Here is a 22,200-nt window from a genome sequence, read left to right as displayed (position 1 = left end):
TCACGCGAAGGCCAGGATCGCAAGGACGCCTGCGAGCAGCAGCATGGCGCGGCGATAGACGGTCAATCCTTCGACGATGTCGGCAGCGAGCGGATCGCGCGCCCATTCGTTGAGCCAGGGCTCGTTGGTCGTGCTGCCGTGATAGATGCGGGGGCCGCTGAGCCGCACGCCGAGCGCTCCCGCCATCGCCGCCTCGGGCCAGCCGGCATTGGGCGAGCGATGACGGCGCGCATCGCGCGTCATGCACGACAGCGCCTCGGACCGCCGCGGCGCGAGCAGCACGAACAGAAAGCCGGTCAGGCGGGCCGGAATGACATTCGCGACATCGTCGATGCGCGCAGCCGCCCAGCCAAAGGCTTCGTGCCGTTCGCTGCGATGACCGATCATGGAGTCCAGTGTGTTGATCGCCTTGTAGCCAAAAATACCGGGAAGTCCGAACAGCGCACCCCAGAACACCGGGGCGACGATGCCGTCGGACGCATTCTCCGCGAGGCTCTCGATCGCCGCGCGCGCGATACCGGCTTCATCGAGCGCGGCGGGATCGCGGCCGACGATGCGCGAGACCGCTTCGCGCGCGGCGGCGATGTCGCCGCCCAGCAAAGCATTCGCGACGGCGGCGACATGATCATGCAGCGAGCGCAAGGCGACCAGTGGCCAGGCCAAAATGCCGACCAGAACGATTCCGATCCAGCCCCAAGGCAGCAGGAACCGAAGCAAGGACTGAAGCAGCCAACCGAGCGCAACCGCGAGCGCAATCACCAGAAGCGCACCGGCAACGCCGGCAGCGCGGCGGAGTGCCGGTGGGTCAGACGCGCGATTCCAGCCGGTATCGATGGCGGCGATCAGCCCGCCCAGCCAGGTCACGGGGTGGCCGATCCGCGCAAACAGTCTTGACGGCCAGCCCAGCAGGGCATCCACCGCCATCGCCACCACCATCGCGCCCGCAAAGCCCACACCAGCCTCCTGTCCCGCCCCTGTTGCGCAAAGCAAGCGGCGAGCGCAAGCCCCCGGGTGCCTGATTTCGGCTTTGTCTTTGGCCGCGATTGGTGATTAGTCAGCCCCACAGGAGACTTTTATGGCCGTCATCTTGATCACGGGCGGAGCGCGATCGGGCAAGAGCAAGCGAGCGGAAACGCGCACGCGCGCCTTCCCCGGGCAGCCCGTCTATGTCGCGACGGCCGAGGCGCTCGACGCGGAAATGGACGCGCGCATCGCAAAACACCGCGCGCGCCGTGAGACCGACTGGATCGAGCGCGAGGTACCGCTCGATCTCGTGTCCGCGCTGGTCGCAACCGATGGCGGCGGCGCGCGGCTCGTCGATTGTCTGACGCTGTGGCTCTCCAACCTGATGCATGCGGAGCGCGACTGGGACCGCGAGGTGACCGAGCTCGCCGCCGCCCTGCCCCGCCTCACGAGCCCGGTGGTCTTCGTCACCAATGAGGTCGGGCTCGGCATCGTGCCCGACAACGCATTGGCGCGCAGCTTTCGCGACGCCGCCGGGATCATGAACCAGACCATTGCGGCGACCGCCGACGAAGTCGAGTTCGTCGTCGCCGGCCTGCCGATGAAACTGAAATGACGCCGCGCGCCGACATTCTGAAAGACGTCGTCGCCGATCTCAGGATCGCGGCGTCCTTCGTCACGATCGTGCCGGTGGCATCGTCAAAACCGGCCGGCGATGGTGACGTTGCGCGCGCGACCTGGGCGCTGCCGATCGCGGGATTGCTGGTGGGCTTTGCAGGCGCTGTGGTCTACGCGCTCGCGAGCAGACTGGGACTGGCACCGGGCATGACCGCCCTGCTCGCTCTCGCCACAACGACCCTCATCACCGGCGCGCTGCACGAAGACGGGCTCGCCGACACCGCCGACGGCCTCGGCGGCGGACGGACGCGCGAGCGCAAGCTCGAGATCATGCGCGACAGCCGGATCGGCAGCTATGGCGTCTGCGCGCTGATCCTGTCATTCGGCCTGCGCTGGAGTGCGTTGGCCGCAATCGCCAATCCATGGGCCGTGATGCTGGCTTTGTGCTCAGCCCACGCCTCGGCCCGCGCAGGCATTCCGGCCTTCATGTCACTGGTCGCCCCGGCGCGTCCCGACGGGCTCTCCGCGCGCGCCGGATCGCCGCCGGGCCGCAGCGTGGCCGTCGCCTTCGCCGTTGGAACGCTCGCGCTCGCCCTTGCGCTCGGACCGGCCAAGGCGCTGGTCGGCCTGGTCCTGCTGTCCCTCGCCGGGCTCATCCTGGCGCAGCTTGCCATCCGTCAGATCGGCGGGCAGACCGGCGACATCCTCGGCGCTTTCGAGCAGGTCGGCGAGATCCTGATCCTACTGGTGGCCGCAGCCTTCCTTCACGCTGGGGGATGATCGATGGTCGAGTTCGACGACACCTTCCGCCGGCAATTGCGCGAGCTGTTCGTGTGGCGCCGCGACGTGCGCCGCTTCCGCTCCGATGCGCTGCCCGACGGCGCCGTGGAGCGGCTGATCGAGACGGCCTGTCTGTCGCCCTCGGTCGGTCTGAGCCAGCCGTGGCGCTTCGTCACCGTCGATGATGCGGCACGGCGCCGCGCGGTGATTGACGATTTCAGGGCGTGCAACGCCGACGCGCTGAATTGCTTTTCCGGCGAGCGCGCCGCGCGCTATGCCGCGCTCAAGCTCTCGGGCCTCGAACAGGCACCTCGCCATCTCGCGATATTCGCCGACAAGGCCAGCGACATCGGCCACGGCCTCGGCCGTGCGACCATGCCGGAGACCACCGAATATTCCGTGGTCGCGGCAATCACCGCCATGTGGCTCGCCGCGCGCGCCGAGGGGATCGGGCTCGGCTGGGTCTCGATCCTCAATCCGGAGCGCATCCGCGGCGTGCTCGACGTGCCCGCCTCCTGGAAATTCATCGCCTATCTCTGCATCGGCTATCCCGAGGCCGAGTGCGATCAGCCGGAGCTCGAGCGGGCGAAATGGGAGCACCGGCGAGAAGCGAGCGAGTTCACGCTGCGGCGGTAATTAGACCCAGATCCACCCACCCGTCATTGCGAGCGCCGCGAAGCAATCCAGAATCTCTCCGCTGAGATAGTCTGGATTGCTTCGTCGCAAGGGCTCCTCGCAATGACGACGCAGAGAGGTAACCTGTCCTACGACTTACTGGCAATGGCCGCCACAGGCGTGGCGCTCTTCTGCTTCTCGAACATCAGCAGCGGGCGGAAGATGACGCGGCCATAGGCCTCGTAGTGATGCTGGGTCGAGACCGCCATCTTCAGCGGCGTTGCGCAATTGGCTTCGAACGTCATGAACTGCGCATACGTCCAGGAGAAGCCCACGCCGACCGAGGCCAGTTCCGTGACGCCGGGGAACGTCGAATACACCGCACCCACGTCGGTGAAGATGTAGGTGTCAAATCCCCTCAACCATTGCGACCAGTTGTAGTGGAGCTCGGCGTTGAAATAATAACCGCTGTCGCCCGACGCGGCGTTGGTCGGATAACCGCGCACGGTGGTGGGACCACCGATCGTGAAGATCTGGTCGCCCGGCAGCAGCTTCTCCTGTGTGTACTGCCAGCTTGCGAGCACGTTGGTGCTGAAATTGGCGGGGCCAGCGGTGCTGGTCGCGAGCATCGTGCCGGTATAGGTGTTGAACGTGCGATTGTTGCCGAGCACGTGGTCTTGCCATTCGATGTAGTTGACGGCGGGCGAGACCGTGATCGAATAGGCGTTGCCGGAATTGGTCACGGAGACGCCGGCCGTGGCCTTGTCGTAATGGTCGTCGGTCACCGCGACGGTCGAGAACCGGCTCACCGTCTTGCCTTCGGTCTCGGCGGCGTTGAGCAGCACCAGCCAATTCTGCGTCACCCAGACCGGCTGGCTGAAATTGACAGCGGCCTGGCTCGACCGCCCCGTGACGTCGAGCGCAACGAAGGGCCCGTCGATGATCTTGATCTTGCCTTCTGTATAGCTGACGCCGGCGCGGCCGCCCCAGGGGTTGACCGGGATGCTGTAGGCAACGTTGCCGTTGAGGTTGCCGTCCGAACGGACGCCGTAAAAGGTCAGGCGGTCGTCGACGCCGAACAGGCCGTGGCGCTTGTAGAAGGTGCCGCCTTCCCAGCGGCCCGTATTCTCCGCGGCCTGATTGTCGACGAAGAGCTGCCAGGTATCGACCGGCGGCTCGATCACCGCAAACTGCAGGTCGGTCAGCCCGAAGCTCGAGCCGGGCTGGAGCAGCGCCTTGATCTGCACGTCGTTGGTCCGGTTGAACCAGGTCACGTCGCGATTGAGTTTGGGAACGTCGAGGACCTCGCCTTCCGGCTCCTTGACGCGCTGGAGGATGTAGTCGGTGCGGGTCTGCTTGTTGCCCTCGATGGTCATCTTCTGGAGCCGGCCTTCGGTCAGCTTGATCTTGACCGTCCCGTCCTTGGGATCCTGATCCGGCAGGGTCGCAATTCCGGTCACGATGCCGCGCTCGGTGTAGATCGCATTGATATCGGCGACGATCTGCAGCAGCGTCGCGATGTCGACGTTCTTGCCGACATATTTCTTCGCGATCTCGTCGAGCTCGGCCGGCGTGATGAATTTGGACCCGTCGAATTCGAGCTTGCGCAGACGGAATTTCGGGCCGCCCGGCTTCATCAGCGGCGACTTCTCACGCGCGCCGCCGATCACGGCCGGGCCATTCAACTTGGGCGGCTCGCTCTGCTGTTCGATCTGGCGGCGTTGGCGGTCGATGTCGTTCTGGATCGCGCCCGGATTGATCGAGGGCACCTGCGCGCGCGCGGCCACGATGCTCGACGCTGCAAGCCCCAACCCCAGTGCTGCCCCCAGAACCCGCATCCCGACCTACCACGCCTCCGCGAGGCGGCTCACCGCCGGCTTCGTCATTGCACCGATTGCAGCATCCTTCCAGCCCGGGCGACCCGTGCGCTGCCCCTGGTGGCGCAGCTTGCGCATGTCGCTGAGCCCTTCGACGTTCACGGCGGGACCAGACCCGATGGTCTCGACCGGCCGCGGCGTCAACAATGCGTCGGGCCGCGCATGGCCGGAGAGACCGAGTTGGTAGAATGTTCCCGCCCCGCTCTTCTGCGCCAGCCAGGTGTCGATGCTCTCATGGCCCTCGCCATCGACGGCGACGTTGCGCGCCATGCTGGCGCCCGTGTAGCTGCTGCAGCAGGCGTGGCTCGAACCGTAATTGGAGACTGTTGCCGAGATATCACCGGTGTAGAACACCACATAGGCGTCGGTGACGTTGGCGTTGCCGACCTGGCTCAGCGTGAACACGCCGTCCGGCTGGTAGAGCTGAAGCGTCGGCCCGTTGCTCGGCGCCAGCGTGCGGTTGTTCAGCAGTACCTGCTCGGTCGCGGTGGTGAGCAGGAGCTGGCCCGGGACGTAGCCGTTCAGGATCGTCACGGAGTGCGCGTCGGTCAGGAAGTTGGCGTCCACCACCCTGAACTGGTTGACGATGATGGTATCAGGATCGATCGAGATGTTGGCGTACTTCGCGACGCCGCCATTATAGCCCGTGATGTTCAGGATCAGCGGAACCGGCGGGTTCGAGCGGACCTGCTCACCCCTGACGGTGATGGTGTCGGCGGCGAGGTCGAGCTCCCTGACCACGCTGACCCAGTTGATGGTCAGATCACCGGACGAGGTCATCTTGACCACGTCGCCGCTGATCCGGTCGAACGAGACCGATCCGGCCACATCGAAACGGGTAGCGCCGTTGGCCGAGATCGATCCGCCGTGAAGCGAACCGGTGTCGGACTTGACGATGAGCTCGCCGGCATCGCCCGGGATGCCCGTCGTGGTGAGCTGGCTGAAGATGATGTCGTCGTGGGCATGCAGGGTCTGCGTGCCGCCGCTGATGGCGGTACCGAGGGTGATCCCTCCGGCCGTCGCAGTGATGTCGAGCGTACCGCCGACGCTGAGGTTGTCCCACTTGACGACGGTGCCCTGCAGGAGCGCGTTGCCGGTCGAGGCCGTGAGGTTGTGACCCATGTTGGTGCCGGCGGCGATCAGCTTCGCCGAGCCATTGGCCGAGACCGAGCCCAGCGTCGGCACCCCGCCTGACATCACCGTCTGCGCCAGGATGAAGCCGTTATCGGCGGTGACGCTGATGCTTCCGGCGTCGCCATTGATGCCCGTCGCCGTCAGCGCGTTGAAGATCAAATTGTCGTGGGCGTGGATGGTCTGCGTGCCGCCGCTCTGCGCGGTCTGCAAGGTGATGCTGCCCTGGCTCGCGGTCGCTCCCAGCGTCGTCGCGACGTTGAGGACGTTCCAGTTGATCGGGCCACCGGCGGTCAGCAGGCCTGAGCCGGTCGTCCCCGCAAGCGTGTTACCGGTGATGGTCGTGGCGGCCAGCAGCGTCGCCGAGCCGTTGGCGGAGATCGAGCCAAGCGTCGTAACGCCGCCCGACGTCACCGTCTGCGCCAGAATGAAGCCATTGTCGGCGGTGACGTTGACGTTGCCGACGTCGCCGTTGATGCCCGTCGCCGTCAGCGCGTTGAAGGTCACATTGTCGTGGGCGTGGATGGTCTGCGTGCCGCCGCTCTGCGCGGTCTGCACGGTGATGCTGCCCTGGCTCGCGGTCGCGCCCAGCGTCGTCGCGACGTTGAGGACGTTCCAGTTGATCGGGCCGCCGGCGGTCAGCAGGCCTGAGCCGGTCGTCGCCGCAAGTGTGTTGCCGGTGATGGTCGTGGCGGCCAGCAGCGTTGCCGAGCCGTTGGCGGAGACCGAGCCCAGCGTCGTCACCCCGCCTGACGTCACCGTCTGCGCCAGGATGAAGCCGTTGTCGGCGGTGACGTTGACGTTGCCGACGTCGCCGTTGATGCCCGTCGCCGCCAGCGCGTTGAAGGTCAAATTGTCGTGGGCGTGGATGGTCTGCGTGCCGCCGCTCTGCGCGGTCTGCAAGGTGATGCTGCCCTGACCCGCGGTCGCGCCCAGCGTCGTTGCGACGTTGAGGACGTTCCAGTTGATCGGGCCGCCAGCGGTCAGCAGGGCTGAGCCGGTCGTCGCCGCAAGCGTGTTGCCGGTGATGGTCGTGGCGGCCAACAGCGTTGCCGAGCCGTTGGCGGAGACCGAGCCCAGCGTCGTCACCCCGCCTGACATCACCGTCTGTGCCAGGATGAAGCCGTTGTCGGCGGTGACGTTGACGTTGCCGACGTCGCCGGCATTGCCAGTGGAAGCGAGCGAGTTGAACGTCACGTTCTGGCTGGCGTGGATCGTCTGCAAGCCGCTGCTGCTGGCGGTCCCGATCACGATGCTGCCGTTGGCGGTGACGGCGCTGAAGCTGCCGCTCGCGCCCGTCGCCGTGCCCGCGGCCACCTGGTCGAGCGTGAGGCCGCCGGTGCCGAGGATGTCGACGTTGCCGTTGACCGCCGAGAGCAGGCTCGCCTCGGTGTCAGTGAGCGCCTTCAGGTAAACGTGGCCGGCGCTCGCGCTTGCCGAGAGCCGCGCCGCGCTGAAGAGGAACCGATCCGCCGCGGCGCCGATGCCGTTCGACGCGCTCAACGAAAGCTCGGCGCCCGAGCCGGACGCGACGAACTTGGTCTGGCCGTCGCCATTGTCGAGGATCGCTCCGAGCGAGGCGACGCCACCGGCGGTGACGACGATCGACGGCGCGTTGCCGGCCGCGGCATAGGACTGCGACGAATTCAGCTGGCCGATCGTCGCATCGCCCGTGGTGGTCACCGAAATCGTGCCGGCGGCGTTGATGGCAGAATAGGCGCCCATCGACAGCGTCGCGGCCACCAGCGTCACCCCGTCGGAAGTGCTGGTCGCAACCACCGGCGCCGCGCTGGTGCCGGCGGTGAAGGTGATGCCGCGGTTGGCAAGGAGCTGCATCACGCCGTTGCTGGTGAGGTCGGCGTTGATGGTGAGCGCGCCGCGCGGCACGTTCAAGGTCATCGCGCCGCCCGCCGTCAGCGATCCATAGGCACCGCTGGTGCCGACCGCGAGGTCGCCGGTGACTGCGAGGAGGCTGAAATCGCCGCCCGCCGAGCCGGTGACGGCGCCGGAGATGTTCACCTGCAGCGGCTGGAAGGTCGAGCCGTTGAAGCCGATATTGCCGCCGGCGCGCAGATCGAGGTCGGTGCCCAGAATGTGGATCGCGCTGCGGTCCGAGAAGCCGGCCTCGCCATAGATGCTGCCGGTCGCCGCAAGCTGAATCTCGTTGCCGGCGGAGATGTTGCCGAGGATGAGATCGCCGGTGGTCTGCTTCACATAGATGCCCTGCCCGGACGAGACCTGGTCGAGCTGGTCGTTGGCCGGGCTGGCAAAGGCGATCTGGATCGCATTCGCGTTGCTCGCGGGATTGCTTCCGGCGGCGCCGCGCGCGCCGATATTGCCGTGCTCGGCGATCAGGGTCAGGTTGGCGATATCACCTGAGATCACGGGCACGCCGGTCACGCCGGCGGCAGCGGTGATGCCGGTCACGGCATCGAGCTTGACGTCGCCGCGGCCGGTCACCTGGATGCCGTTGGCCTGCGCCGGCGCGATCGGGCCGTAGCTCGCGGTGATGCCGCCGAGGGTGAGGCTGTTCTTGCTGCCGAGATAGATGTTCGACAGCGCGTTGGCCGAGATCGCGGTCGGGTTGTCGAGCACGACGAGGTTCTGCTGCGACAGGCTGACCGTATAGGTCACGACGTGGGTCGTCGGGTCCGTGGTCGCGCCGACGGTGAGCTGGCCGGGACCGGCCGAGGACAGCAGCGCCCGCTGGTCCGTCGTCAGCGACGAGGAATCGACGCTGGTGAAGGTGAACGTCTGGGGTGCGGCCGAATTGCCGACCGAACCGTGCGGCGCGTAGAGCATGATCTGGCTCGCGCTGACATTGGCCGCGACGTTCGGGTCGATCGGCGGCGGTGCCGCGCCGACGGCCGACGACGAGACCGTGTAGGCAAGCTGGCTCTGCGTCCACTGCGCGCCCGCCGTGATGATGCCGTAGACCGTCTCGGTCGATGCGAGCGTGTAGGTATAGCTCGCATTGTAGGCGTTCAGCGCCGTCTGCAGCGCCGCGTTGCTCGGCAGCCGCTGATTGGCGGTCGCCACGCCGTCGAACAGTTTTGCGAACAGCGTCGTCGACAGCGAGCTGCCGAACACGGTCGCCAGCGGATCGGCGGGTGCGGCGCCGAGCAAGGTCGTCAGCGAGCTCTTGAGCTGGTCGGTGGTGATCTTGCCGAGCAGGAACTGATCCTTCAGGAACCGTGTCGTGGCCTCGACCTTCATGTCCGTCGTCGAGACGTTCGCAGGATCGATACCAAGCTTGGCCGCCACCTGCGCCCGCAGCACCGTCAGACCCACCGAGGTCGGGTTGTAGGCGCTGCCGTTCGCGAAGGCGATGTTCCTGAGCTGGAAGTAGTCGTTATAGGCCGACGTGACCATGGACTGGTAGCTGTTGACGGCAGCGGTGGCGGGATTGCCGTTGAGCAGGTCGAGATTGGCCCAGACGGACTGGAGATGCGCGCTCTCAGCCGCAGTGATGCCGGCGGCCGCCCGGCCGTTCAGGATGCTGGCCGGGTTGCCGTCGGAGCCGGCCGCCTCCAGGAAGACCGGGCCGCCGGTCGACTGGATCGTGCCGAGGCGCAGATCGCCCTTGGACTGGACGATGTAGGCGCCGGTGGCCGAGGAGCTGTCGAGAACGCCGCCATCGACGGTGCCGTTGGACTGAACCGTGCCCGTCGCCTGGATCACCAGCGGATTGATGTTGGTCAGGGTCGACGCGCCATTGACGACGCTGCTGGTCGCGCCGATCGCACCGGCGGCAGAGTCGATCTCGATGTTCTTGCCGATCACGACGGGGTTGGTGATGTCGTACGGAGACGCCGAGTTGATATCGCCGATGGCCGAGAGGAAGACGCTGCCCTGCGGCGCGTTGCCTGTGACGGTCGGGCTCACCTTCACCTGGTTGATCGACAGCGAACCGATCGCCGCGATCGAGATGTCATGGTCGACCGAGTTGGCGGTCAGGCTGCCGCCATAGAGCTGCACCTGGACGGGAACGCCGTTCGTGCCGAGCGTGCCGATACCGCCTGGTGCGGACAGGCTGACACTGGTGCCCGAGATCACCGGGTTGTTGGCGTTCGCCCCGACCGTGATCGACGAATTGGCGCCGGTGGCCGTGAACGAGGTCGTGCCCTGCAGGTTGTTGACCGACCCGTTGAGGACGATACTGGAGTTCGAATTGACCGCAACCGTGCTGGTAGCACCGCCGTTGAACTGGATGTTGATCGGGTTGGACGCCTTGACCGTGTTGGTCAGCGTCAGGGTCAGGTGCGTGTAGATCTCCTGGTACCAGTTGAACTGGCCGTCCGCGCCGCAGCACCCGTTGCTGTCATGGGTGTTCTGCCCGTTGTTGCCCGGCCTGCTGTCGTTCGGAATGTAATAGCTGCCGGTCGCGGTGACGACTTCCTGGTAGTTGGAGGCCTGCACACCGGACACCAGACTGACCGCGCGGGTCCAAGGATGCGCGCCGGTATAAGTCCAGCCGTAGTCGAACTGCGTGCTGGTCGGCGAACGATCCAGCGTCGCCGTGTCGACCCACTGATAAAGCATATCGGCCTGCGGCGCGTATTGGACACCTGCCGTACCGCTAACACCGGTGAGCATCGAGGCGGTGTACTGGTTTGCATTGACGCTGTTGGTCACATACGTCGACACCTGCTGGCCGGCCGCAGCGGTGGGATCGAAGACGTACCACTTGGTCTGCTGCTTGAGCTGATCGACGATCTCGATCACGCTGGGGGTGGTGACACCGGTGTTGATGGTGTTGGTGACGAGCTGCAGGCCGGTGGTGTTGTTGACAGTGACCGTGCCGGCGCCGCCGTTGATCACGAGCTTGCCCTGTAACTGGCCGTCCTGGGTCGAGGTCGAGATGATCTTGCCGTTCAAATAGATGTAGCCGCCCGAACCCTGCACCACGCTGTTCAGGATGATCTGGTCGGTGAGAACATTGTACTTCGCCCCGATCGTGGCATCGCCGGTGCCCGACGTCGTCAGATCGCCAGCCGGGATGTCCCAATAGACGCCGTGCTGCGCATTGGCCTGGGCCTGGGCAAGGCCCGTGCCGCTCTTCAGGATGTTGATGTCCGCCAGGGCGTTGGCGCCGATGTTGACCGAGTAATTGCTGCTCGATCCGCTCTGGAGCGTGCCGTTGATGTTGATCACGGACGCGGAGATGATGATCGCCTTGCCGATGATCTGCGCATCGTTTTGAGGCTGAACCCGCGGCGCAGCCGCGGTGATCGGCGTGATCGCTGCCGGCTGGATGTTGATGACCTGGAAGTAGTCTCCGCATCCCGAGCAATTGAACGGCGAGAAATAGTTGCTCGTGCCGTTGGACGTGTTGCTGAAGACGCCCTGGCCCGTATAGGTGTTTCGCTCCCACGGCGCGTTAGTGATGGTCTGGATCGTCGGCCCCTCGATGACTGCGAGCGTGGCGGGGTATGGCACGCTGCCGGCGTGGGGATTGCCGTCGCCGGGCGCGCCCTGGCCCATCGGCAGGAAGATCGCCGAATAGAGCGAGGTGCCGTCGTAATACAGATCCAGCAGGCGCGCGGTGAAGACCGTGCTGTTGGCGGCCGTTTGCTGAACGCCGGTATTGCCGTCGACGCAGCAGTAGTAGAAATACGGGTGATTGCCGCCCGCGGCGATGTGCGGGCTGGTCGCGTAGTCGCCGTAGGCACCGAGATAGGTCGCCGCCAGCATCACCGCCGTGAGCGTGTCGGTGTCACCCGGCTTGAATTCCGTACTCGCCCATTGATCGGCGACGGTGCCGTTGGTGTCTTTGAAGCTCCCGAGACCGCCGAGGAAGGTGAACGATCCCTTGGGCACCACCATCTGGATGGTCGCGGCGTTCATGGCCTGCGACGCGACGACGCTGCCCGAATTGTTGGTGATCTTGAGCAGGCCGTTGTCGTTGGTGATGGCACCGTCCAGATAAATGTCGGGCGTGCTGGTCAGCGCGTTGCCATTCTGGTCGACGGCCTGGCCAGTGACGGCATCCAGGCGGTTATAGGTGGCCGAGATGTCGATCCTCGGCGACGCGCTGGGTGTGGCGGTGAAGGTCACGTTCGAATGCGAATCCGGGTCGACATGGTCGATCTGGCGATAGGTGATGTTGCCTCCGCTCACATTGGTGATCGTGAGGTTGTTCAGGTCCATGAAGTCGAGACCCTTGTTCTCGACCTTGATCAACGGCGAGCTGCGCGCGATGACCGCCGGCGCCGCAGGATTCGTGCCGCTGTTTCCGGTCAGCTTCTGCGCCAGGATCGAGACGTTGCCGGCGGACACCAGCATGTCGCCGAGCGCGAAGGCATTGCCTGCAGCGTCGGTCGTAAAGGGCGCCTGCTGGATCAACGTGTTGATCTGGCGCTGGATGTCGCCGGTCGGATCGGTCCCGGAGGGCGACATCGTGGCCGGGTTCGCGATCGACGACGTCGCAAGCTGGGAGCGGATTTGCGCGGCGGTCAGGCCGGTCAGCGTCACGAGCTGGTTGACGATCAGCTGGTAGGGATTGAAGCTGGAGACGACGGTGTACTGGACCGTCTGGTGGTTCCAGCTCATCACCGGACTGAAGTGATTGACGTCGGAGACGTATTCGAGAACAGACGCGCCGCCGTTGGTCAGCGACGAGTAAGGACTGGTCGTGCTCAAGGTGGGCGCGGTGGCACCCAGCTCGATCGTGATGGTCACATCGTCGTTGATGCCCGCCACCACCAGGCCATTGAGCGCGACATCGCCGGTGCCGCTGGTGTGGCTGTGGTTGTCGCTGTTCTTGGCGCTGAAGATGTCCAGATACGGATTGTAGTTGCTGCCGTTGCCGGTGGCCGTCACCTGCCCCTGGGTTGCGCCCAGATAGATGTTCTGCACGCCGAGCACGCTCGAGGTGTTGGCGAGCGTCAGGCTCGTGGTGTCGTCGGCATTGGCCGTGCCGCGGTAGAGGGTGGAGATCGGGACAGCGGTGTTGTTGTAGACGACCGTCGTCGCCGTCGCCTGCACGCTGCTGAAGACGCTGCCGTCGCCGGCGAGGCCCGCATACATGGTGATGTCGCCCCAGGCCTCGACCTTCGCGTTGTTGCCGACATTCACGGCCTGGTTGGCGTGGACCCAGCTGTTGGTGCTGGCGCCGACGCCGGCGATCGCGCCGTAGAGACTGGCGTTGGCATTGTTGGCCGCCGCCATCTTCGCGGCCGTGCCGACATAGATCCTGCCGGCGCTGAACAGCTCGCGGGCATTGATGTTGACCGTGAGCGTCGCGTTCGCCGTCATGTCGGATTCGGCGCCGCCGCCGGCGAAGAAGCTCGCTGTGGCCAGGCTCACCGTGTCGTTGGTGTTCAGCGTGTTGTAGGCCTCGATGTTGATCACCGCACTCGTTGTCCGCGGATCGTCGTTGAGGCTCAGGACCGTCCCGGCGTCGATGTTGGTGGTGACGGTCTGCGTGACGGTCGAATTGCTGAGCGCTGCGGCGCCCGAGAACGTGCCGCCCGAGCCCGAACGCGCGCCGCCGCCGGCCTGGTTGACGATGTCATTGGAGATGACATCCATGTCGCCGCCGGCCGAATTGATGATCAGGTGCGTGCCGACCTTGGCGGTCGTGTTCGTGGTGACCGTGTTTTGCGCGCTGCCGCCGGAGACGCCCGCAGTGGAAGCCTGATAGGCGTCGCCGCTGGCGGCATAGTTCGTGGTGTGCTTGGCGCGGATGTTGAGACCGCGTAAGTAAAGCGTGTCGTCGGTCCCGTTACCGTCCATTCGCGCCTGAGTGGTCGCGGTCGAGCTGGTGGTCGCCACCGCCGCGGCGCCGGCATAGGTGCCGCCCGCGCCGACGACCGCATTGGCGACGTTGGCATCGACGCCGGTCGCGGTGATCTGGAGAACACCGATGTTGGTTGCCGACGTGATCGCGCCCGCCCCGAGATAGGCGTAGGTGTGCGCGCTCGACGACGTCTGCGCAACGGTCGCACCCAACGCCAGGAACCCGCTCGAAAGACCGGTCGCCTGCGCGTATTGGGCACTGTCATTTTCGGCCGCAATGGTCACGTTGGCGTTGGGAAGCGTAATTCCGGTCCCGCCATAGGCGTTGACCGTCGCATTCTCCGAAGCCTTGGCGTAGCTGCCCTGGGCACCGATCAGTGATCCGCCACCGCCTGCGAGTGCCCAGGCGTAGGTCGTCGTGCCGCCCGTCGGGACCAGCGCCATGGCGGCCACGGAGATCGCGCCGCCCGAGAAGATGGTGTTGTCGCCGATATCGGCCGTGACCTGGGCCCCGACCGTCGACTGCGCGACGGCGACGCCGACCGCACCACCGCCGACCGAGACGCCGATCGCGCTGCTCGACAGATTGGGCGTGATCGACGCCGACACCAGCGTACCGACGCCGGTCGCGGACGTGGCGATCGTGGCGCCCGCGCCGATATCGGCGGTCACGCTCGAATTCTCGTGGGCCTCGGCGTCCGCACCGACGCCCGCGACGATACCACCGCCGAGCGCCGTTGCCGTCGTGGTCAAGGTGCCCGCGCCTTGCGCACCGACCGCGAGCGTCGAGGTATTGACGTTGGCCCCCTGCAGCACATCTGCCGAGACCGTGCTCGACCGACTCGCCGTCGAGACCGAGGCGCCGACCGCCGCGGCGCCGCCGGTGACACCGCCGGTGAAGACGATCTGGGTCGTCGAATCCTGCGCCATCACGGCGACACCGGCGCCGCCCGTCCCGGTCACGGAGCCGCCGAGCTCTGCCTTCACGCGATTTGAGACGTTGCCGACCGCCACCGCGGCATCCGCGCCGAAGTAAAGTCCGGCTCCGCCCGCGATCGCCTCGGTGTTGATGGTCTGGCCGCCATAGGCCCCGCCGCTGGCATCTTTGACCACCGCCGCCACCATGACGGACGGCGCGGTGACGGCCGCGCTCAGATTGGCGGTCACATTGCTGCTGACACTGGTGTAGCCGATGCCGGCACCGATGCCGACATTCTTGCCGAAGCCGGCGCCGAGCAAATACATCTTGGTCGCGTTCGCGCTGGTGGCGCCGACGTTGACCTGCGTCGTCGACGTAGCGCTGCCGCCCGCGATCTGCGCGGTGACGCCGTCGGAGCCGCCGGCCAGCACGGTGCTGACGTCGTAGGTCGAGGTGACATGCGCATTGTTCGGATTGCCGGCGGTGCCGCTCGCGACGGCATCGCTGCCGTGCGAATTGCTGGTGCTGTTGTTGACGGCCGTGATGGTGCCATTGTTGTGGCCGTTGCTGTCGCGCTGGTCGAGCTGCCCGGTTTCCTGCTGCTGCGTATCGGCATCGGCCGTGTTGGCGCCGATGATGATGACGCCGACCGTCGCGCCGAGGCCGACGCTGCCGCCAACGCCCGCGGTGACCGCGTAAGACAACACTTCCTTGGTGCTGAGCGCGTCGACATTGATCGCGCCGGAGGAGTTCAAGTCGCTGTTGTTAATTTCCGCAGTGGTCTCGCTCTTGAAGACGAGCACGTTGGCAGCCGCGCCGATACCGACGCCGGAGCCGCTGGCGCCGATCGCGATCGCCCCGGCGATCTCCTTGATCTCGACATCCTCGTTCGCGCCGACGGTGACGGCGCCGGCCGCACCACCCGTCGGCGATCGCAGCGTGGTGTCGTAGACACCGGCGATGGTGGTGTTGTTGGCGATCTCGATGTTCGCCATGCCCGCGATCGCGGCCGATCCGGTCGCGAGCGAGCCGCCGACCGAATAGGCCTGGAAGCGATCGACCGTGTTGGCCTCGACATCGAGCGCGCCGCTCAGATTGAGCGCGGTCGTGTGCGTCGTGCTGCCGCCGTGATAGTAGAACTCGTCGCCGACATAGGCCTCGGTCCGGTTCGCCGAGACCTGGACCAGGAAGGCCGCGGCGACCGCGGCCTGGCTGCCATAGGCCGCCGAGCCGCCGGCCGAGTAGATGGCGGTGGTGTCCATGGCGTTCACGGTGAGCGACGACGCCGTCATCGCACCGCCGTCGACATAGGCCTCGGTGGTCGCGGTAAAGACGTTCAGCGCAACCGAGCCCGTGTTGAAGCCGACGCCGATCGAAGACGCGTCCTGCTCGGCATTAGCCTTCACCGTGACCGCGCCGACGGTCGCGGACGGCGTCGACGAAAGACTGCCGACGGTCGAATTGGTGACATAGGCCAGCGTGGTGCGCGACATCGTCGTGCTGATGACGGTCGCGCCGCCGCCGCCGGTGCCGGTCGGGGGCACGATGCCGGCGCCGAATGCGCCGGAATAGGAGAAGCTCGAGGCCGCGACGTCGATCTGCGGCAGTAGCCCCGCGCTGGTCAGGCGCGTGTCGATGCTGGCGCTGTCGATATAGGCGTTGGTCGACCCGCTCAGCACCGAGGTGATCGGGTTGACCATGATCGAGATGCCGGTGCCGGCTGCGATCGTCATGACATTGGTCACGACGGCCTGGTGCGAGCTCGCAACCACGGCGAGGCCCCTCACAATATCCTGGATCTCGCTCAGATCGGGCGTGTGGTCGGTCGGCGCCTGGAAGCCGCTAAGATTGCTGGCGTGCGCCAGCGTGCCGCTGTTGACCAACAGCGTGTCGGTCGAGCTCGTTCCGAGCGCGTCGACCTTGGTGTTCGGTCCGCTGATATAGGCCGAGGTGCTGCCGGTAATCTGGTTCGTCACCATCGAGCCGGCGCCGCCCGCCGGGCCCTTGGAGATCGAGAGCGCGCCGGCGGACACGACAACGTTGTCCGTGTTGCTTGCGATCACCGCGACATTGTTGTTGGCGGTGACGTCGGATCCATTGGTGGTGCCGAGGGCAGCGCTGTCGGTGATGCTGGCGGTGACGTTGGTGCCCATCAGGTTCGTCGCGACCGAGCCTGCGAGGCCGACCTGCGAGGAGATCGCGATACCGACAGCGACCGTCGAGATACGGGCGTTCGAGCTGGCGCCGATGGCAACGCTGCCGCTCGCTGTGATCTTCGCACCGGTCACGCCGGCGCTGACATTGTTGGCGATGTTGCTGTTGACCAGCGACAAGCCCGCGGCGCTGCCGCCACTTGGCGCGATCGCTGCAACTGCAGCGCTGCCCGTGATGCTGGAATTGTCGACCGCGGTCACCGCAACGGTATTGCCGGTAATGGCCGTGCTCGCCGTGGTCGACACATTATTGCCGATCGCGGCCGAGACTGTGTTGGTAATCGAGCTGATCGTCAGGGCGGCTGTACCGGCGAACTGTCCGGTGGCCCCACCGATGCCGAGCGCAACCGACTGGATCTTCGAGGAATCCGTTGCGGTCACATTGACGCGACCGTTGCTGCCGCCGCCGATGAGTACATTGGCGATATACGCCGAATGCGTCGTCGAGATCGTATCGTAGACCAGCGAGGCTCCGATGTCGTTCTTGGCGGCCTCGATCACGCCGGCGACGGAGACGATGCTGGCGCCGGGGCCGTTGCCGGTGCCTCCATTGAGCGCGGCCGCACCGAAATCGACGCAATTTTGTCCGCCAGCGCCGCCAGCTGCCGTGCAGGTGTCCGCGGCGAGAAGGCCGCTGTTTGACTTCTTGACGAGATTTCCGAGCGCTGTATCCAGTCCCGACACCGCGCCGCTGTCGGCAAGCACGGTCACGCCGCCGACGTTGATGTTCACCGTCGCGCCACTGTCGATATAGGCCGTCGTCGTCGGGCTGATCTCGTCGACGACGACGGCGCCCGACAGCGAATTGCCGTTGGTCGCAGCGCCGCCCGAGGCCGCACCGGCCGCGATCACGCTGGCACTGTCGGCCATCACCAGCAGGCTGTCGTAGTTCGAGATCGAGGTCGAGCGAATATGCGCGTCGGTCGCGTTTCCACCCGTGGGGTCGGCGATCGACGCATAGGTCAAGCCGATGCCGACGCCGACCTGACCACCCGACATATAGAGCACACCGCCGCCGATCGCGATGTTCGCGGTCTGGTAAGCGTCGACCTCGAGCGCGCGGTTGACGCCGGTCGCCTGCCCCGTGATCGTCGAGCTCTCGATATAGGCATTGGCGCTGTCGGTGATGATGCCGACCGAGGCCGACAGCGAGGCCGCATTGGACTTCGATCCCGACACGCCGATGGCGACGACGGTCTCCGAGCCACCATTGAGCGCCTGCACCGTCACCGAACTCTGGTCGTGCATGGTGGTGCCGTAGATGTAGGCGAGCGTCGCGTTGTTGGACGTCGCCGCCGCGATGGCGCCACCAATTGCCGCCCCCTGGGCGGATGCCCCGGCCAGATTGAGCGCGGCTGAACCCGAGCCGTTGTCGAGAATGGTGTCGTTCAGCGCCTGAACGATCGTATTGGTCACCACGGTGCCGGTCGTGGTGAACTTGTTGACCGTCGTGTTCTTGATATAGGCGCTGGTGCCGAGCGAGACGTCGCTCACCGACGAGCTTCCGGCGAGATCGACGCTGAAGCCGCTGGTGCTCGATCCCGAGGTCGAGCCGATCTTGCTCGCGGCCGCCGCCACACCCGCAGTTCCTCCGGTCGCGCCGGCGCCGGCGGCGCCCGCCTTGTCGGCGAAGCTGGACGCCTGCGGCTCGGAAATCGATGCTGCGACGGCGGCCGCGGTGATGCGCCCCGAGGTGGTCGCGCTGAGCGTGAGATTGTCGACATTGACCGAGCCGGTGCCGCCGCCATTGCCGGCGAACGGATCATTCGCGCTGAACACGCCGGGCCGGATATCGGAATGGTTGTCGCCGATATAGGCGGAGGTGTCGGCATTCGCGCCCAGATAGGCGACCGCCAATCCGACAGCCGAACCTCCGCTCGTGTTCCGGCTCAGCGCGCCGGACAGCGTCACGACCGACAGGTCCTGCTGCGCCAGGACATTGACGGACGGGGCATAGACACTGGCCTGACTCGAGATCGACGCATGCGTCGTGTTATTCAGGAACCCCAGCGAAGTGATGCCGTTCAGCGCCAGCGCGCCGGCGGCCCTGCCGGAGGTCGGCGCGACCGCGACGAACTGATCGGAGGTGATCGCGTTGACGGCGATATCATCCGCCGCCCGCACTATCGCGCCGTCCGAGACGCCGGCGATGGTGTTGGTGTTGAACTGGACGAGATTGAGCGCGCCGCCGACCGAAGAGCCACCCGAGGTGTTACCCGGCAGGAAGCCGAGCGTGCCGACATTGCCGGCAGCGTCGATCGACGCCGTGGTCGTGGTTGCCGCGATCTGGAGGCTGGCGCTGTAGGTGTGGAGGTCGCCATTGTCCATTCCTGCCGCCCAGCTGCTGGCGCAGGTCACGCTCGTGCAGGGCGGGGTCGTCGTGGTCAGGCTCGCGCCGCCGGCAACCCACGCGGTCGTGTTGTTGTTCACGACGAAATGGTTCAGCGAACCGGCGATGCCGATCGTGTCGCCGGCGTCCGCCGTGGCGTTGGCGTAGCTGGTCAGGATGTTGCCGCCGACGCCGAGATTGCCGTTGAGGTGGCTCAGCACCGCGCCCAGTCCGTCCCACTTCAGCCAGGAGTTGGTGATCGGCAGTTCGGTGGTGGCATCGACTGCAATGTTCGCCGCGTTGATCAGGGTCCCGCCGCCGACATAGGCGTTCGAATTGTGGGTGAAATTGCCCCAGGCGACGGCCGCGCTGATCGCCGTGCCCTCGCCGGATACCGGATCCTTCGTGATCGCACTGGACGTCGCATTGCTTCGAACGCCGCGATCGATGACGTTGCTGGCGATGGCAAGGTTGCCGCTCACATAGAGGCTCGGCGCCCCGCCGCTCGGATTTTGCGCGATCGCGGCGGTCGCGTTCTGGGTGCTGTTGGCCAGAGAGAGCGCTGCTGCGACCTTGAAATCGAAGTTCAGCGGAACCAACGAGGACATGTGGTCCCTGATAATCGAGGTCGGCGAAGAAACCCTGACCAGCCCTCCTTCGATCGCCGCGATCAGCGCCGGCAGCCCGGCGATGGACGAGGCCATCGTGGAATTGCTCGTGGTGTCGGACGTCGCTTCGACCAGGACCGAGCCGTTCATCCGGTTGCTGGCACTGGTTCCGAGCGATGCGCCGAGCATCGCGTTCGCGGACGTCGTGATATCGCTGATCGCGAACGCCCCGCCGACGGCACCGCTCGCACCCGTCCCGCTCGCCGCAACCGACGTTGCGCTGGTCGAGAAGGAGTTGTTGTTGATCGCGCGGACCTTCAGGGTGTTGCCGTTCGCGACCACCGTGCCCGCCGCAATATGCGCGCCGGTCCCGACGTTGGCGGTCGTCGCCACCGATCCGGTGGAATAGGCCACCGTCGGGACGATTTGCGCGCTCGTCGAGGCTGCGACGGCGGAGACGTTCATGGTCGCATCGTTGAGCGCCTTGATTTCGAGATTGCCGCCGGCGTTGATCGTCGCGCCCGAGGCCACGTTGGTCGTGACATTGCCGTCGATCTTGCCGACCACCACACCGGCCGCGACCGGCGTGAGGCTGCCCAGCAATGTGGTGGCGACCGCCGGGTCCGACGCGGTCTCCGAGCCATGCGAGGAAATGGTGACCAGGTTGCTGCCGTTGATGTTGGCGTGGCCGTTGATGTTGACGGTCGCCGTGGCGCTCGCCGCGACATAACCGCCATTGAGGCCGAGCAGCGAGGCGGCAAGCGTCGCGCCGACAAGGGCGAAGTCACCAGCCAGCGAACCATCCAGGAAACTCGATGTGGCCGTCGAGGTCGCGGCGATCGAGATGGTGCCGCCGGTGATCTGGCCGTCGACCGTGATCCCCGTCGCGGCGGTGGCCTGGCCGGCCAGCCTGATGTCGCTCGCGGTTGCCGTCAGCGTCACATTGCCGTCGGCATAGCTGGTTCCGCCGAAATTGACCGACTGGGCCAGGATCTGCGCGCCATTCTTGATCTCGATGTTCGGCGCGTTGATGATGACGTTGTTGGCGTTGCCGGTCGAGTGGCCGGAGCCGTCGAGACGGCGGGCATCGATCACCGCATGGGCGGCCAGCGTGACGGAATGATCGGCCTGGATCAGGTAGTCGGCACCGGCGCTGAGCCCGGCGAGCGCAGCGGCGACCGAACTGTTCGACAGCGTCACGCCGGCGTCGCCCTGCGCGGCATCACCGACGACCACGTCGGTCGGATCGATCAGCAGCGTGCCCGCCTTGCCGTTTTCCGCGCTGAGTTTGACCTTGATGCCCTGGCCGATGTCGATGAGTCCGTACGCGCTCAGCTCGACCAGGCCTGCATTGCCGGTCTTCGAGCTGGCGTTGAACCTGGCCCCGCCCGCGACCGTCAGATTCTGGGCGGCCTTCAGGCGGACGTCGCCGGCATCGCCCGCCTTGCTTGCCGCGCTGAGCCTGGCGTTCTTGCCGACCTCGATGTTGTTGCCGGCCGCGACGGTGATGTTGCTCGGCGTCGTGGTCTTGCTGCGCGCGGTCAGCCGCCCGTTGACCGTGGCGTTGTTGACGGCCCCGATATGGATCGAGCCGTTGCTCACGGTGATGGCGCTGGCGCTGCGCAGGCCCTTGGAATTGACGGAGGCGGCGAACTTCGCGGCGTGATCGAGATTGGCGATGTCGCGTTGGCTTGCGCCGCCGACCAGCACGTTCTGCCCGGTCAGGCGCACGCCGTCGATGGCATTGATCCGGCCGTAGATCCTGACATTGCCGTCCGGCGAAACCGGGAACGAGCCCGCCATCAGATTGCCGACCGCCGTGCCGTTGATGGCCCCGCCCGGGCCGATCAGGCTGTCGGTGAACTCGCGCGTCGGCGTCGAGACGTTGAGGCTGCCGGTGTTCACCGTGCCGCTGCGGCCTACGATGAAGCCCTTGGGATCGGCGAAGTAGACGTTACCGCCGATGGCACCGTTCATGTAGGAATTCAGCGTGCCGTTGACGTAGACGGGCGCGTCGCGAACGATGTTGACGAGGTTTTGCGTGCCGGTCGGCAGCTGCAGATTGACGGTGTTGCCCTGCCCGACGCTGAACTGCGAGAAAGAGTTGAAGGCATTGGCGCCCGCCACCGTCGACGTCGTGACGTTGGTGACGCTGCCGGAGGTATGCAAGGCGGTGCCGGTGCGGCCGTCCGGAACGATGACGTTCGCCGTCTGCGCCTGAAGGCGGACGCTGAACACCGGCATGAAGACCATCTGCATCGCGCAAAGCAGCGACATCGAACGGAAGGGTGCAAGTCCTTGCAGCATCCGTTCGTTGTTGTCTCGCCTCGCAGATGGTCTGCGCATTTCAGATCCTCTTCATCGGCATTGGCGCCGATCCACAACCGGGTGGGAGAATGATGTGAGA

Annotated in this window: 6 protein-coding genes; 3 read left to right on the top strand and 3 right to left on the bottom strand. The window is 66.0% G+C overall.

Annotated elements, in window-relative coordinates; all coding sequences use genetic code 11:
• Entirely contained in the window at window positions 1-954 is a 954-nt protein-coding gene (gene cbiB / locus V1280_RS44525) for an adenosylcobinamide-phosphate synthase CbiB (RefSeq protein WP_334537440.1), read from the bottom strand.
• Between the two features lie 121 nt (window positions 955-1,075).
• On the opposite strand from cbiB, the gene cobU reads away from it, so the two are divergent.
• The 3 genes from cobU to bluB are packed head-to-tail and all read left to right on the top strand — an operon-like array spanning window position 1,076 to window position 2,997.
• Window positions 1,076-1,579 carry a bifunctional adenosylcobinamide kinase/adenosylcobinamide-phosphate guanylyltransferase gene (gene cobU, locus V1280_RS44520; protein ID WP_334537439.1) on the top strand — a complete coding sequence of 168 codons (504 nt, stop codon included), beginning with the start codon at window positions 1,076-1,078 and terminating at the stop codon, window positions 1,577-1,579.
• Complete coding sequence (cobS, locus tag V1280_RS44515; RefSeq protein WP_334537438.1) at window positions 1,576-2,361, top strand: adenosylcobinamide-GDP ribazoletransferase; 786 nt, start codon at window positions 1,576-1,578, stop codon at window positions 2,359-2,361. Before cobU ends, cobS begins: the two co-directional genes overlap by 4 nt.
• Before the next feature lie 3 nt (window positions 2,362-2,364).
• Entirely contained in the window at window positions 2,365-2,997 is a 633-nt protein-coding gene (gene bluB, locus V1280_RS44510; RefSeq protein ID WP_334537437.1) for a 5,6-dimethylbenzimidazole synthase, read from the top strand.
• A 128-nt stretch (window positions 2,998-3,125) separates the two neighbouring features.
• On the opposite strand, the gene V1280_RS44505 is transcribed toward bluB, so the two are convergent.
• Both V1280_RS44505 and V1280_RS44500 read right to left on the bottom strand, forming a co-directional pair.
• Window positions 3,126-4,814 (bottom strand): ShlB/FhaC/HecB family hemolysin secretion/activation protein, encoded by a 1,689-nt coding sequence (locus tag V1280_RS44505; protein ID WP_334537435.1) that lies wholly within the window; start codon window positions 4,812-4,814, stop codon window positions 3,126-3,128.
• Window positions 4,815-4,820: 6 nt separating this feature from the next.
• Window positions 4,821-22,139 carry a leukotoxin LktA family filamentous adhesin gene (locus V1280_RS44500; RefSeq protein ID WP_334537433.1) on the bottom strand — a complete coding sequence of 5,773 codons (17,319 nt, stop codon included), beginning with the start codon at window positions 22,137-22,139 and terminating at the stop codon, window positions 4,821-4,823.
• Between the last annotated feature and the right edge of the window lie 61 nt (window positions 22,140-22,200).

It is taken from the genome of Bradyrhizobium sp. AZCC 2230 (genome assembly GCF_036924495.1).
In the GTDB taxonomy this organism is placed as follows: domain Bacteria; phylum Pseudomonadota; class Alphaproteobacteria; order Rhizobiales; family Xanthobacteraceae; genus Bradyrhizobium; species Bradyrhizobium rifense.
The sequence above is the reverse complement of the archived record's forward strand: the minus strand, read 5'-3'. Positions and strand labels throughout refer to the sequence as shown.